Origin of the sequence: [Muricauda] lutisoli (nom. illeg.) (assembly GCF_017313105.1) — a bacterium.
GTDB classification, from domain to species: Bacteria; Bacteroidota; Bacteroidia; order Flavobacteriales; family Flavobacteriaceae; genus Flagellimonas; species Flagellimonas lutisoli.
This window is the reverse complement of the sequence record NZ_JAFLND010000003.1, coordinates 131,220-146,296: the sequence shown is the minus strand read 5'-3', so window position 1 is coordinate 146,296 and position 15,077 is coordinate 131,220. Positions and strand designations below refer to the sequence as shown.

10 protein-coding genes are annotated in these 15,077 nt (G+C 43.3%); 6 read left to right on the top strand and 4 right to left on the bottom strand.

The features are described from left to right. Window positions 1–44: 44 nt before the first annotated feature. The 4 genes from J0X13_RS11625 to J0X13_RS11610 all read right to left on the bottom strand — a co-directional run bounded on the left by J0X13_RS11625 (window position 45) and on the right by J0X13_RS11610 (window position 4,451). On the bottom strand, window positions 45–1,193 hold the full coding sequence (locus J0X13_RS11625) for a serine hydrolase domain-containing protein (protein WP_390822362.1): 1,149 nt from the start codon (window positions 1,191–1,193) through the stop codon (window positions 45–47). 126 nt (window positions 1,194–1,319) lie between these two features. Further along, complete coding sequence (locus J0X13_RS11620) at window positions 1,320–3,302, bottom strand: DUF3352 domain-containing protein (protein ID WP_207071598.1); 1,983 nt, start codon at window positions 3,300–3,302, stop codon at window positions 1,320–1,322. A gap of 75 nt (window positions 3,303–3,377) precedes the next feature. Continuing rightward, window positions 3,378–4,037: an aspartate kinase gene (locus J0X13_RS11615; RefSeq protein WP_119607470.1), complete on the bottom strand. Its 660-nt coding sequence runs from the start codon at window positions 4,035–4,037 to the stop codon at window positions 3,378–3,380. Between the two features lie 54 nt (window positions 4,038–4,091). Further along, window positions 4,092–4,451, bottom strand: coding sequence for a YraN family protein (locus tag J0X13_RS11610; protein ID WP_207071597.1), 360 nt, complete (start codon window positions 4,449–4,451; stop codon window positions 4,092–4,094). A 170-nt stretch (window positions 4,452–4,621) separates the two neighbouring features. Here J0X13_RS11610 and J0X13_RS11605 point away from each other — a divergent pair, with 170 nt between their 5' ends. From J0X13_RS11605 to J0X13_RS11580, 6 genes are all read left to right on the top strand, one after another. Further along, window positions 4,622–6,133 carry a DUF1800 domain-containing protein gene (locus tag J0X13_RS11605; protein WP_207071596.1) on the top strand — a complete coding sequence of 504 codons (1,512 nt, stop codon included), beginning with the start codon at window positions 4,622–4,624 and terminating at the stop codon, window positions 6,131–6,133. 10 nt (window positions 6,134–6,143) lie between these two features. Then, entirely contained in the window at window positions 6,144–7,862 is a 1,719-nt protein-coding gene (locus tag J0X13_RS11600; RefSeq protein ID WP_207071595.1) for a DUF1501 domain-containing protein, read from the top strand. A gap of 142 nt (window positions 7,863–8,004) precedes the next feature. Next, complete coding sequence (gene metG / locus J0X13_RS11595) at window positions 8,005–10,080, top strand: methionine--tRNA ligase (protein ID WP_207071594.1); 2,076 nt, start codon at window positions 8,005–8,007, stop codon at window positions 10,078–10,080. Between the two features lie 52 nt (window positions 10,081–10,132). Next, entirely contained in the window at window positions 10,133–12,265 is a 2,133-nt protein-coding gene (locus tag J0X13_RS11590) for a Tex family protein (protein ID WP_207071593.1), read from the top strand. Next, entirely contained in the window at window positions 12,266–13,168 is a 903-nt protein-coding gene (locus J0X13_RS11585; protein WP_207071592.1) for a histone deacetylase family protein, read from the top strand. Between the two features lie 335 nt (window positions 13,169–13,503). Beyond that, entirely contained in the window at window positions 13,504–15,057 is a 1,554-nt protein-coding gene (locus J0X13_RS11580) for a M20/M25/M40 family metallo-hydrolase (protein ID WP_207071591.1), read from the top strand. The last annotated feature ends 20 nt before the right edge of the window (window positions 15,058–15,077 follow it).

The window sequence follows — 15,077 nt, the reverse complement described above, 5'->3', positions numbered from 1 at the left end:
GTTCATCATGTCATTCCGTGTCGAGTGCACTGAATTATCCCAAGCTATAAAGCCTCATACACCTGTTTTACGAACTCCCCAATTTTTGAAGGTTCCAGCCAGCGCGTTACGATGACCAGTCCACTTTTTTGGTCCACCACGATAAAGTTACCGCCAAAACCAGCGGCGTAGAACACATGTTCGGGAACACCTTCCCAATGTCGGCCACCTTGCTGGTTGAGCCACCACATATAGCCATAATTTACATTCGGAACTGACGGGGTTGTAGCTTTCTTGATCCAATCTTCACTAATGATTTGGTCATCTTCCCATTTCCCGTTGTTCAAAAACAGAGTGCCAAAACGGGCCATATCCTCCGTGGAAATAAAAAGTCCGGCACCGGAGTGTCCGCCACCTGTTACGGATTTCATTTTAATGCCATCCACCACAGTCCAAGCGTTATCGTACCCAAACCATCTCCATGATGTGGTAGCGCCTATTTTATCCATCACCTCTTCTTTGAGTACCATGGGTACAGGTTTTCTCCACACATGGGTAAGCGAATAAGCAAGCACGTTCACACGGACGTCGTTATATTCCATTACGGTACCTGGTTCATTGAGCGTTCGGAATTTCCAATCGTCCAGACCGCCTTCACTTGGTGGACGATCCGCCCAATCTTTTCCGCCCCAAAGTTCACCGGACCAATCGGAATTTTGCTGCAACAAATGCTCCCAAGTTATCTTGGAATTATGAGCACCATCAAAAGTGCCATCCCAGATGTAATCAATCACCTTGTCCTTGGTGTCTTTTATCAATCCCTGATCTTCGGCAAGTCCGGCAACCGTGGACAAAAAGCTTTTGGTAACACTAAAGGTCATATCCACCCGTTTGGTATCTCCCCACGAAGCCAGCACATAGCCATTTTTCATGATCATGCCCGCAGGACCGCCTCGTTTTTTAGTTGGACCTAGAATTTCATGAAAAGGTTCACGTTTAAAACCCTCCAGAATAGCTTGTCGGATATCTCGTGAACCGGAATACTCGTTGGCATTGGCATATTCCACCGCTTTGTTCAGCTTTACTTCATCATACTTGAATTGCCCCTTTTCTGCAGGCTTCCAAGTTTCATAGCGTTTGGGGAAATTGATTTGTTGTGCGCTGGTGTCCAGTGTTGTCGTGAATGCAACAAGAAGAGCTGCTGCAACTAGCATGTTTTTCATTTGTCGGAGGTTTGGTTTTAAGCAAGAAAGGTAGTGATTGTTGCCGAATTTATCCACCCATCCCAATCGGTGTATTTTAAAAGGGATTCTTCGCAACGCTCAGAATGACAATATTTCCTAAAACCTTTTTTTATGAACTTGGTCGCCCTGTTTATCATAATAGCGCCAAGTACCTACTTGCTCGTCATTGCGGAAGCGGCCACGGATTTTCCGAGTACCGTCCGGATAAAATTCCTCATAACGGCCATGCTTTAAACCATCTTTTAAGTCCACTTCAAACCGTATGTTTCCGCTGGGGTATTTTTTACTGAAGGATTTGGCATTTAAATCCGTTGGATAGATAGGATTTAGATCGAAAACCGCATCAGTGATCTCGGTTGAAACCGTATTTTGAGTTTTTGGAGTCGTTGTGTTGATACTTTTTGGAAGACCGATCGCTTTCTTTACTTCCTCCACATCTTGATAGTTGAGCACCAAACGACTTTCGAACAAATCATCTTCAGGGGTCAGTTGCAATCCCACTTGAGGGAAACAAATAATGAAATCCTTGTTCTTGCGCATTTTTTGTTTGGTCGGGGCATCAGCCAAGGCATACATATTATCAAACAGCAAAAGCACGTTGCTGTAAACGAACACGGTGGATTCCGAATCAAACTTTTGATCAAAATTTTTGAACCTTTCCGAAGTCGCAAGTATATCTCCTTCTGAAACCTTATCAATTATACCCTTTAGGGTATTGGGGCTATCACTAAAAATCACAAAGTCATCGATCTGGGTGAAGTAAGGTTTGTCAAACTCCTCGAACCTACCACCCAAGAGCATCTTGAAAAATCCTTTGATGGAGAGGAAATTGATTTCGTAGTCCTTGTAATTTACCGCCTTGAACTTTACGGGTGTTTTTTTGCGGATCTGCTCCACCACAAAATCCAAATTGGTTTTGGCATCTTTAGCATCGTTGGCTTTGAGCACAAGCGCAACATCATTTTTACCTTTGGTAATGTGGGATTGAATTTGAAGTACGGCGATTTCATCACCGATCCAACTCACAAAATTTTCCTTTATATCGATTTTGAGGATTTTTTCCACCTTGCCAATTCCCTCTTGATAGCTCTCGAACTGTTCGGGGTCGTTCTGCTGTACCATCTCGAAATTCCTGTAGAACTCGGTGAAGCTATCAAACCCATAACTAATGTAGAGTGCTGTGCTATTCGGTGCCACTTCGGGAATGGAGCGCTCTGCCTTGCCCGATTTTTGCAGTGCTTCCAAATAGTATTCGTTCACGGCGCTGATGTTGGTATATCCGTTGGCCGTAAGCGTGCTGTTATCATCCAAATCAAAATAGAAGCCCGAGAACAAAAAGTTTTCGCTAACCCGTTTTACCCAATCGGAAGGTCTGTCCGAATACATTTTAATGTAATCATCAAAATAATGGTACTGGGTGTACAATCGAAACAGATCTTCATGCCCGACTTTCTGATTGATTTCCAAAAAATTGAGGTTACGTCCCAAAACCGGTTCCATATACTGATCAATGGAAGCTTCGACCAAGGTATGTGTATAGGAAGCCACCAACTGGTTTTTGATAAAGGCCAGATACATGGTTTCCTTGCTCTCCCTGTCGTGTACTTCCAAAATTTCGTGTTTGTGGTACGTCCGTTTGCTTAGCACATAACCATCATCCAATAAAGTGTTCAAATAGGTTTTGAGCAATTGCAGTTTTGCTATTCGTTTAAGGTCCAGCACATAAAAAATCCCATAATCCTTTTGGGAAATCATATGGATGGATATAAACAGGGAACGGTTGTCAAAAAACTCGAATAGTTTATGATTGTCGTTGAAAACAGAATCTACTCTTTGAATATTTTCGGTAAGATCGGAAAAATAGTCGTTCTTTTTAAGGTGGTGCCAGGCTTCGCTCTTACTGATTTTTTCCCAACTTTCTACGGGTTGTTCCGATTCAATAATGAAAACAGCATCCTTCGGAATCAAGTAAATGGACTGCAGGTTGGTCCTCGGAGATAGTATAAAAATATAGGCCAAATAGCACAGGTACAGTACTATTAAGCCTAGAATACCGTAAAGAATCCTTTTCTTGGTCATTATTTCCAAAAAGTGTCTCCATCAAGAACGAAGAAGATGGCTTTTTAGTTTAGACCTGTAAAAAGGAAACCTATTTTAAAGTGATTTTAAGTCTTTTATTGTTTTGAAAGCAACGTCTACCTGTTCATCGTTCACCAAAATAGTAAACTCGTTGGTTGTGGAAATCACCTCATACAGCACAATACCCTCCCAGGCCAATCGCTGAAAGATGAAGTAATAAATTCCGGGTACGGAAACGTTCTCGGCGGGCAACTTCACGGTAATGGAAGAAAGTCCTTCCGCCTTTTGGGTGCAGCGCTCCATTTTAAAATACTTTTCCACTACCCCATCCATTACATTGCTGATCACAATGTTGATTTCGTTTACACCTCGCGAAGAGGTATAGAAAACATCTTGGTTGGCGTTTACCTCCTCCAACAATCTAGCTTGTTGTTGCAGTATCGTATCGGAAGCCAGAAAGGTGTAATCCGTCAGGTTGGAACGCACTGTGATCTCACCAATATTTTTGAGCACTTTTACAATTTTGTGGGTGGCCCTAAACTCCAAATCATCCGAAAGACGTTTGAGCGCCATAACAATGGCGCCATCCTTTACATCTTTACCCAATTCTTCGGCGATTTCAGGTTTTATTTGTCGAGATAAAGAGGTAAGGTTGATGATCCCTTGAGCCAAGGCTGTCTGAAGGAAAGGTTTCTTCTTGATGTAATGCTCTACTACAGCAGATATTGTTTTCATTATTTAGGTTGCTTTTGAACAAAAATAACATATTGTTACAAAACAAACAAATGGTTAAAAATGATAGAACGCGTTTTCAAAGTGCTCAATTTCAAAATCATTGCTGTTTTTTATCACGGTGATCACATCAAATCTCACCTCCAAATCGGTATCGATTTCCTCTAAATAATGATTGGCGGCCATGGTCAAAAGTTTGATTTTTTTAGGCGAGATCACATCGGAAATATCTTCGAGGAACCCTTTGTTTCTTGACTTTACCTCAGCAACCACCAAGATGCCATCCTTTTCGGCGATGATATCCACTTCGGCGTTGAGATAACGATAGTTACGTACTTTGATTTCATACCCTGAAGCCTTTAAAAAGTCTACGGCCTTTTGTTCTCCGAGTTTCCCAAATGTGTTATGATTTGCCATAGATTTTGCAAAGATTTAAAAAAATTATGCATTTCATCGAAAAATTTGGTCGTTCATGGATATTAGAGCGTTAAGATTGTAATTTGTTGGCTCAATTGAACCACATCCAACACTAGCATAAGCATATAGTTGCCCCAAAACTATGTACCAAATTAACGCCAGAAATTGCTATGGACTACTTTATCAATTGTAATTCCTCAACCTTGGCGCCGTACACTACTCCATTGGACAAGTTACGTGCTGCCCACTTGTACCGAAGGCTTGGTTTCAGTGCTTCGGTGCAAACCATCAATGCCGCTGTTGGACAAACAGCCGATACTTTAGTCGATAATTTGGTAAATCAAGCGTTGGCCGCGCCCATCATACCAGCACCTGAATGGGCGGATTGGAACGATGCCAATTACCCTGCAGACGAGGATATGGCTCGCCAATTACGTAGGGCTCAAATTGAAGATTTTACTACCACATATGGAAATGCTTTAGTAAGTAATGAGTTGCTGGACAGAATGAGCTTTTTCTGGAGCAACCACTTTGTAACCCAGTTGGAAACTTATAGTTGTCCACAGTTCTTGTATTATTATATGAATTGCTTGCAGCGAAATGCCTTGGGCAATTTTAAGACCTTTACCAGCGAAATTGGCCTTACCAGTGCCATGCTCTATTATTTGGATGGTGTTCGGAACAGAGGGGATAACCCCAACGAAAACTATGCACGTGAACTGTACGAGCTATTTGCCTTGGGAGAGGGAAACAACTACACCGAAGACGACATCATCGAAACTTCCAAAGCTTTATCAGGATATACGGAACGCGGTGAGGAAGGGTGTACCCAAGTAACTTTCGACCCAACAGAATTCAATACCGAGAACAAGACCATATTTGGTCAAACAGGAAATTGGGGATACGATGATGTTATCGATATCCTATTTAATCAAAGGCCAGATGAGATTGGCTGGTTCATCTGTAAAAAATTATATGAGTTCTTTGTTCATCCCGATTCCACCAACGAAGATGGAGGAATCGCACCTCAGATTATTGATGGGTTGGCCCAAACCTTTATTAGTAATGGTTTTGAGATAGCACCTGTATTACGCCAGCTTTTTAAAAGTCAACACTTTTTTGATGAAACCGCCATTGGGGTCATTATAAAAAGTCCTGCAGACCTATACTTCAACTTTCTAAAGGAAACCGGTTTCTCTTATGATGATGGAACTGTTTTAAATATGATCGATGCTTGTTCCTTGATCGGACAACGTTTTTTTCAACCTCCCGAAGTGGAAGGATGGCAACGAGACCGAACGTGGATCAACACCAATTTCATTATTGGGCGATGGCTCACCATGGAGGTGTTCATAGACCGTTTTTTTCAAAACGACCCAGAACAGTTCAGAACTTTGGCCATGGATGCCGTTGGCCCCGCCGACAGCAATACCAGTAATCCGGAGATAGTGGTGAGGGCATTGGTGAACAAATTTACGCCCAAGGGCCTTTTAACGGATGCTGATTTTGAAAAAGCCGTGGATGCTTTCAAAATAGATGATGTCCCGGAGGAATATTATTCATCGGATTATATTCCTGGCGGTAACGGATGGTGGGTGCTATCATCAAGTATGGAAGTTCCTACCCAAGTCTACGTTTTATTGCGTCATATATCAAGAGAACCCGAATTTCAACTCAAATAACCTCATCATCATGTGCGACAATCACCATAAACACGATAATTCTCCTCACAAGGGCCTCGAACACGATGGCCATGATCTAGAACATAAAAAATGGAGTCGACGTTCCTTTATCCAAGCTTTGGGAATCGCAGGTTCGGGTTCCATGTTTTTGGGAAGCCATATGATATCTGCTTCAGCACCATCGCCACTTACGGCTGCGGTTGCTGCTGCGGAAACAGACAATATTTTAATCCTGATACGATTATCCGGCGGGAACGACGGGCTCAGTACCGTAATCCCAATTCAACAATATGATACTTATGCAAATGCAAGGCCCAACATCTATATCCCAGAAAGTAAGGTCCTGAAACTTACCGACGATTTTGGGGTGCCCACGTATATGAGTGCCCTAGAGCCCCTTTGGGGAGATGGCCAATTTAAGGCTGTGCACGGGGTTGGCTATGAAAACCAAAGCCTCTCCCATTTCACAGGTTCGGATATTTTTGCCAATACGGATTTGACCACAACCGGTTTCTCTGGTGAGAACACGGGCTGGATGGGCCGTCACTTTGAGGAGCTTTATCCAGATTATCTGATCAATCCACCAGCAGCCCCGGCAGCTATTCAAATTGGAAACTTGGCGAACTTGGTCTTCCAAGGTGAAGAGACCAACTATGCCTTTGTGACCAACAACGTAGATCAATTAGAGCAAATCGCAGAGACCGGAACCTTTTACGATATTGAAAATGCCCCGTTTGATGATTGTATGTACGGAGATCAATTGAAGTTCCTTCGTGGTGTGGCAAACACTACTTACGAATATGCCGGCATTATTCATGATGCCTACATGGCAGGTCAAAATCAAGTCGAGTATCAAGACAATGGCTTTGCAAGACAATTGGCACTGTTGGCTCGTTTGATCAAAGGAAACTTGGGCACCAAAGTGTATATGATCTCTATGGGAGGATTTGACACCCACGGAAACCAACCCATTGTACACGAACGTTTGATGTCCAACTTATCCGTTGCAATCAATAATTTCTACGAAGACCTCGCTTTTACCGAACAGGACGATAAGGTATTGAGCATGACCTTTTCCGAATTCGGTCGAAGAATATTCGAAAATGGCTCCAACGGTACCGATCACGGAAAGGCTGCACCTACCCTGTTTTTTGGGTCAGGATTAAGTGGAAGCGCTTTTATTGGCGACCACCCATCCTTGGACGAACCCAATAACCGTGGAAACCTCGAATATACCATGGACTTTAGAAACCTATATGGAACTGTATTGGCAGAATGGCTCTGTGTTCCAAGAGCATCCGTAGAACAACATTTGTTGGGGCATCCCTATCAGGCAATCGACCTTGGGTTTAATTGTAGCGGGGAAACATTTGATGATATTGCCATGGACAACGATCCACCAATATTGCCGGAAACACCACCAAGTCAAGACCCCTTGGACCCCAATATTGATATTTTGGATACCATACAACATGCAGCAGTATACCCAGCAACATCTCCAAAAGATCCATACATCCATTTGGAAATGCCGGTTACGGCCCATGTAGATATTGAACTCTTCAATATTTTGGGACAACGTGTGGGAACCTTGTTCAACGAAATGATGTTGGAAGGCGCAGTGGACATCAATATCCGTGAACGTATGCGGGATAGTTTATCCACAGGAAAATATATATACCGAATCTCCGTAGGAGAAAAAAAGATGAGCAAATCAGTAATGATTGCGTAAAGAAGCGGGACAATTTGTTATCCATTTTGTGGAGCCCTTCGATGATGCACCCCTCACCCCAAACAGGGTCGCATTTTCGGAGGGTTCCTTTTTTATGTCTATCCCGTTAAAATCAGTATTTTTGGGGCCTAATAAAAATTAAATGGCTCAAAATACATCACCTTCCAGGTACACCATTACTGCGGCACTCCCCTACACCAACGGTCCCATTCATATTGGGCACTTGGCCGGAGTTTACGTCCCCGCGGACATCTACTCCCGTTATTTAAGGTTAAAAGGAAACGATGTAGCCTTTGTTTGTGGGAGCGACGAGCATGGAGTGGCCATTTCCATGAAGGCCAAAAAAGAAGGTGTAACACCAAAAGAAATTATTGATAAGTACCATAGCATCATCAAAAAATCTTTTGCTGATTTTGGAATTTCTTTTGACAATTATTCCAGGACCTCGGCGAAGGTCCACCACGAAACTGCTTCGGAATTTTTTAAAAAAATGTATGAGCAAGGAGATTTTATCGAGGAGGAAACAGAGCAATTGTACGATGATGAGGCCAAACAGTTTTTAGCCGACCGCTTCGTCATTGGAACATGTCCCAAATGCGGGCACGAAGAAGCCTATGGCGACCAATGTGAGAATTGTGGATCCTCATTGAATGCTACCGATCTTATTAATCCAAAATCCACCATAACCGGGACCGTTCCTTCTTTGAAAAAGACGAAGCACTGGTTTTTGCCATTGGACCGCTACGAAGGTTTTTTGAGAAAATGGATCTTGGAAGAGCATAAATCCGACTGGAAACCCAATGTATATGGACAATGCAAGTCTTGGATAGATGAAGGCCTTAAACCCCGCGCCGTTACCCGTGACTTGGACTGGGGTATCCCGGTGCCCGTTGAAGGCGGCGAAGGAAAAGTACTTTATGTATGGTTCGATGCTCCCATCGGCTACATTTCCTCCACCAAGGAGTGGGCCAAACGCGAGGGCAAAGATTGGGAACCATATTGGAAGAACAAGGACACCAAATTGGTACACTTTATCGGTAAGGACAACATTGTGTTCCATTGTATCATCTTCCCGAGTATGTTAAAGGCCAATGGTGATTTTATATTACCCGATAATGTACCCGCCAATGAGTTCTTGAACCTTGAAGGGAATAAACTTTCCACCTCCAAAAACTGGGCGGTTTGGTTGCACGAATATTTGGAAGAGTTCCCGGATATGCAAGATGTGCTTCGCTACGCCCTAACGGCCAATGCGCCCGAAACAAAGGACAACGATTTTACTTGGAAGGATTTCCAATCGAGAAACAACAACGAACTGGTAGCCATTTTTGGGAATTTTGTGAACCGAGTGGCTGTGTTGACACATAAATATTATGGAGGTGAAGTGCCGACTCCATCTGACTTTACTGAGGTTGACAAACAGGCTTTGAATGATTTGAAGGAGTATCCAGAAATTCTTTCCAATTCTTTAGAGAGGTACCGTTTCCGTGAAGCGAGCCAACAATTGATGAACTTGGCACGGTTGGGTAACAAATACCTGGCAGACCAGGAACCATGGAAACTCATTAAAACAGACGAAGAGCGCGTAAAAACCATAATGTACGTGGCACTTCAGATCGCGACGGGATTGGCCATTTTAAGCGAGCCTTTTTTACCGTTTACTTCAGAAAAATTGAAGAAAATATTACATCTTGGCTCAAGTGATATCGAGACCGATTGGAGTGGGATTGCAACTGCCGAAGCTTTGCTTCCGGCAGGACACACCATCAACAAAAGTGAATTGCTCTTCAGAAAAATTGAGGACAAAGAGATTCAACAACAATTGGACAAATTGGAAGCCACCAAAAAATCAAATGCCCAAATGGACAAAGAAGTAACTCCTCAAAAAGACACCATAACATTTGATGATTTCTCCAAATTGGATATGCGTGTCGGGACCATTATTGAAGCCGAAAAAATGCCCAAGGCCAACAAGCTTTTGGTATTGAAAGTGGATACAGGATTGGATACCCGAACTATTGTATCGGGTATAGCCAATAGCTTTAAACCCGAAGACATTGTGGGCAAAAAAGTAACCGTTGTTGCCAACTTGGCCCCTAGAAAACTTCGTGGAGTAGAAAGTCAGGGGATGATTTTGATGACAGAAGACAAGGATGGCAAACTCGTATTCGTTAACCCGGATGAAGAAAATGTAAGCAACGGGGAGACAATTAATTAAGTCCATTAATCACTGTAAAGTGAAATGACCTTGTTAAAAATTCAAAAAAGCTATGCGACTTGTTCCCTATATCGTTCGCCACACCAACCTTTCGGAGAAAAGTGTGGAGAACACCGTGGCTCTTTTAAACCAAGATTGTACCGTTCCTTTTATTTCTCGATATCGGAAGGAGCTAACAGGTAATCTGGACGAGGTCCAAATCGGTTCCATCGTTGAGTTCAAAAACCAGTTCGAAGCGCTGGAAAAGCGAAAAGCGGCCATCATCAAAGCCGTTAAGGAACAAGATGCGCTTACTCCAGAATTGGAAGCCAAGTTTTTGAACTGTTCCGACCTGACCAGTTTGGAGGACCTTTACCTGCCATTTAAGAAGAGTAAAAAGACCAAAGCCGAGACTGCGCGTAAAAATGGATTGGAGCCTCTGGCCAAGATCATTATGGCGCAAAGGAGTGATGAAATTGAGTACATTGCCTCCAAATACCTCAGCAAGGACATCATCAACGAAGATGATGCCCTCGAAGGAGCCCGTCATATTATTTCTGAATGGATCAATGAGCGTACCGATATCCGCAACCAATTGCGGGGTCAGTTGGAACGGCATGCCTTGATTACTACCAAGGTGGTCAAAACCAAAAAAGATGAAGAAAAGGCCCAAAAATTTCGCGACTATTTTGATTGGAGCGAACCCTTGAACCGATGCCCATCTCACCGTTTTTTGGCCATTATGCGAGCGGAAAAGGAAGGTTTTATCCGAGTAAAGGTTGAAATTGATGATGAACGCGCACTACAGCATATGGAACGCCGCTTGATCAAATCCAATAATGCCTGTGCAGAGCAAGTAGAATTGGCCATCGCAGACGCCTACAAAAGACTACTGTTCCCATCATTATCCAAGGAAATTCTGAATATCGCCAAGGAAAAGGCAGATGCCGCTGCTATTCAGGTTTTTTCCAAAAACTTAAAGCAGTTGTTGCTCGGCGCCCCTCTTGGGGAAAAACGAATTTTGGCCATTGACCCTGGTTTTAGGACGGGCTGTAAAGTGGTATGTTTGGACGAGCAGGGCGATTTAAAACACAATGAAACGATTTATCCCCATCCACCACAGCGTGATAGTTCGGGGGCCATAAAAAAAATAAGCTCCTTGGTGGATGCCTATAAAATCGAGGCCATTGCCATAGGCAACGGAACTGCATCTCGGGAAACGGAGCAATTGATAAAGCGCGTCCCTTTTAAAAAGAATATCGACGTTTTTGTGGTAAGTGAAGCTGGGGCATCCATTTACTCGGCTTCCAAAATTGCACGGGAAGAATTTCCAAATTACGATGTAACGGTGAGGGGAGCAGTTTCCATTGGTCGTCGTTTGGCAGACCCCTTGGCAGAATTGGTGAAAATTGATGCCAAGTCCATTGGAGTTGGGCAATACCAGCATGATGTGGACCAGACCCAACTAAAAACTTCTTTGGACACAGTAGTGGAAAGCTGTGTGAATTCCGTTGGAGTGAACATCAACACGGCAAGTGTACCACTGTTAAGCTATGTATCGGGCATTGGCCCCAAACTCGCGGAAAACATTGTCGCCCACCGAAACAAAAACGGGGCATTCAAAAGCAGGGAAGAAATTAAAAACGTATCTCGATTAGGGGATAAAGCATTTGAACAGAGTGCAGGTTTTCTGCGCATCAAAAATGGCGATAATCCCTTGGATGATTCGGCCGTACACCCTGAGAGCTACGGCTTGGTGTCAAAAATGGCCAAGGACCAGGGTGTTTCGCTCAATGAAATTGTTGGGAACAAGGCCGCTTTGAAAGACATCAACCTGAAAGCCTATTGTACGGACACCATAGGAATGCCCACCCTGGAGGATATTTTAAAGGAATTGGAAAAACCTGGGTTGGATCTTCGAGAAAAGGCCAAGGTGTTCACCTTTAATCAAAACATCAAAGAAATTACCGATTTGCGTCAAGGTCAACTACTACCTGGCATTGTCAACAACATTACCAATTTTGGGTGTTTTGTGGATATCGGAATCAAGGAGAGTGGACTGGTGCACATTTCCAATCTATCTGATACTTTTGTAAAAGATGTCAACGAACATGTAAGCCTTCATCAACAGATAGTAGTAAAAGTATTGGACGTAGACGTACCTCGAAAGCGGATACAGTTGGCATTGCATAAACAAGGTGCTTAAATGCTCAAAATAGCCTATCACCCCATCTATAAACATCCATTGCCCTTGGGACATCGGTTCCCGATGATCAAATACGAGCTTTTGCCACAGCAATTACTTTATGAGGGTACTTGTACCGAGGACAACTTTTTTGAGCCCTCCTTTCCCCAGGACCATCATATCTTGGCAGCCCACGATGAATCTTACTACAGGAATTTAATCAACTTGGAGCTATCCAAAAGAGAAACCCGAAAAATTGGTTTCCCACTAAGTGATGAGTTGGTCAAGCGTGAACGCATCATAGCTGACGGAACCATAAAAGGTTGTCATTACGCAATTGAAAATGGAATTTCCATGAATATTGCCGGAGGAACGCACCATGCCTATTCAGATAGAGGTGAGGCTTTCTGTATGCTGAACGATCAAGCCATTGGGGCTCGGTATCTTTTAAGGAACAAATTGGCCGAAAAGATATTGATCGTGGATTTGGATGTACATCAAGGCAATGGCACAGCCGAAATCTTCAGGACCGACACTTCTGTTTTTACCTTCTCCATGCACGGCAAGAGCAATTACCCTTTTAAAAAGGAAACTTCGGATTTGGATATCCCATTGGAAAAGGGCACTGCGGATGAAGAGTACCTATCCATTTTAAAAAAGACCCTGCCCGAATTATTGGAGGAGGTCCGTCCAGATTTTATTTTTTACCTCTGTGGGGTTGATGTGCTGGAAACTGATAAATTGGGCACCTTGTCCATGACATTGGACGGTTGCAAGGAACGGGACCGTTTTGTACTTAAAACTTGTAATGATGCCAAGATTCCGGTTCAATGTAGCATGGGTGGCGGTTATTCACCTGAGATAAGAATTATAGTGGAAGCACACGCCAACACTTTTCGCTTGGCACAAGATATTTTAACATAAATGCTTGTGCTGTAACTCTAAAACGTTAAATTTTATTTAGATTGATTTAAAATAGTTATTTTAGTCCTCTATTTCGCTTCTACCTATGGGAAAGAAAAAGGACAAAAAGAAACTCAAAAAGGCAAAACTTAGAGATTTACCACCAACCGGGAAGGTAAAATCAAAATGCTGTAAAAAATATAAGAAAAGTGAAAGCAAGCGCTGTAAAAAATGTCCTTGCTTTGATCTATTTAAAAAAGTGGCATAAACATCACTCGGCCAACTGCCTGTATACTCTCCCCCTGTCCCACCAAAGGTTGCTTTATTTGTGCTATTTTTAGGGCAAACTAGAAACCATGATCAAAAAAACCTCCCTTTTATTTACCATGCTCGTTGTTTGCAGCATTTCGATGTTGGCACAGGACAAGGATGCTACAATTGAAGCAATCATTCAAGAAGCCAATAAAAACTCTCAACTGGAAATCTTAGGCCATCAGTTAATGGATGGCATAGGACCCAGGTTGGTGGGCACGCCACAAATGAAGAATGCCCACGATTGGGCCATTGCCAAATACAAAAGTTGGGGAATTCCCGCTCGCAACGAACAATGGGGTGAATGGAAAGGCTGGGAACGTGGAATTACACATATAGACATGGTACACCCCAGAGTACAGAGCTTAAGGGGAACCCAATTGGCTTGGAGCCCTAGCACTCCCAAAAAAGGTGTTACCGCAGAATTGGTGGTTTTACCAACCGTAGCGGACTCCTTGGAATTCGCGAACTGGCTACCCAATGTTAAAGGTAAACTAGTTATGATCTCTATGCCGCAACCCACAGGTAGACCCGATTATAATTGGGAGGAGTTCGCTACCGAAAAGTCTTTTGAAAAAATGAAGAAAGAGCGTGATGCACAAAATGATGCCTGGAGAGAGAACATGCAAAACACTGGACTCAACAGAAGAACATTGCCCGTTGCTCTCGAAGACGCTGGTGCGGTTGGTATTGTTGCTTCCTATTGGTCCAGAGGTTTTGGCGTAAACAAAATATTCGGGGCATATACCAAAGAAATCCCGACCGTTGATTTGGAATTGGAAGACTATGGAATGCTATATCGATTGGTAGCATCCGGACAAAAACCAGAACTACATATTGTAGCGAAATCCAAAGAATTAGGCAAAGTACCCACATTCAACACCATTGCTGAAATAAAAGGTTCTGAAAAACCAGATGAATATGTGATTCTATCAGCACATTTTGATTCTTGGGATGGCGGAACTGGCGCCACGGATAACGGCACAGGAACTTTGGTAATGATGGAGGCCATGCGCATTTTGAAAAAAGCTTATCCCAACCCAAAGCGAACTATTTTAGTTGGCCATTGGGGCAGCGAAGAACAAGGATTGAACGGATCACGAGCTTTTGTTGAGGACCATCCAGAAATTGTGGCGGGCGTACAGGCTGTTTTTAACCAAGATAATGGAACTGGGAGAGTAGTTCGAATTTCCGGCGGTGGGTTTTTGAATTCCTACGATTATTTAGGCAAGTGGCTACACGAAGTGCCTAGAGAGATTACCGATGAAATCGAAACGACCTTTCCTGGAACCCCTGCTCGCGGCGGGTCGGATTATGCATCGTTCCAAGCCGCTGGAGCCCCAGCATTTAGTTTGAGTTCTTTAAGCTGGTCCTACTGGAACTATACATGGCACACTAATAGGGACACTTACGACAAAATTATTTTTGATGACGTAAAAAACAATGCCATTCTAACGGCAATTCTCGCCTATATGGCAAGCGAGCATCCTGAAAAGACATCTAGGGAAAAAGCAGTGCTCCCCATAAGCAGTAGAACGGGAGAACAATTGGAATGGCCTACCCCACGTTCACCTGAAAGAGATGGTGGCCAGAACTAAATCTGAGCTATAAGGGAATA

Coding starts and splice junctions, on each gene's coding strand:
- J0X13_RS11600 (WP_207071595.1), top strand. CDS start 6,144: ATGTGCGACAATCACCATAAACACGATAATTCTCCTCACAAGGGCCTC.
- J0X13_RS11580 (WP_207071591.1), top strand. CDS start 13,504: ATGATCAAAAAAACCTCCCTTTTATTTACCATGCTCGTTGTTTGCAGC.
- J0X13_RS11585 (WP_207071592.1), top strand. CDS start 12,266: ATGCTCAAAATAGCCTATCACCCCATCTATAAACATCCATTGCCCTTG.
- J0X13_RS11625 (WP_390822362.1), bottom strand. CDS start 1,193: ATGCTAGTTGCAGCAGCTCTTCTTGTTGCATTCACGACAACACTGGAC.
- J0X13_RS11620 (WP_207071598.1), bottom strand. CDS start 3,302: ATGACCAAGAAAAGGATTCTTTACGGTATTCTAGGCTTAATAGTACTG.
- metG (WP_207071594.1), top strand. CDS start 8,005: ATGGCTCAAAATACATCACCTTCCAGGTACACCATTACTGCGGCACTC.
- J0X13_RS11615 (WP_119607470.1), bottom strand. CDS start 4,037: ATGAAAACAATATCTGCTGTAGTAGAGCATTACATCAAGAAGAAACCT.
- J0X13_RS11605 (WP_207071596.1), top strand. CDS start 4,622: ATGGACTACTTTATCAATTGTAATTCCTCAACCTTGGCGCCGTACACT.
- J0X13_RS11590 (WP_207071593.1), top strand. CDS start 10,133: ATGCGACTTGTTCCCTATATCGTTCGCCACACCAACCTTTCGGAGAAA.
- J0X13_RS11610 (WP_207071597.1), bottom strand. CDS start 4,451: ATGGCAAATCATAACACATTTGGGAAACTCGGAGAACAAAAGGCCGTA.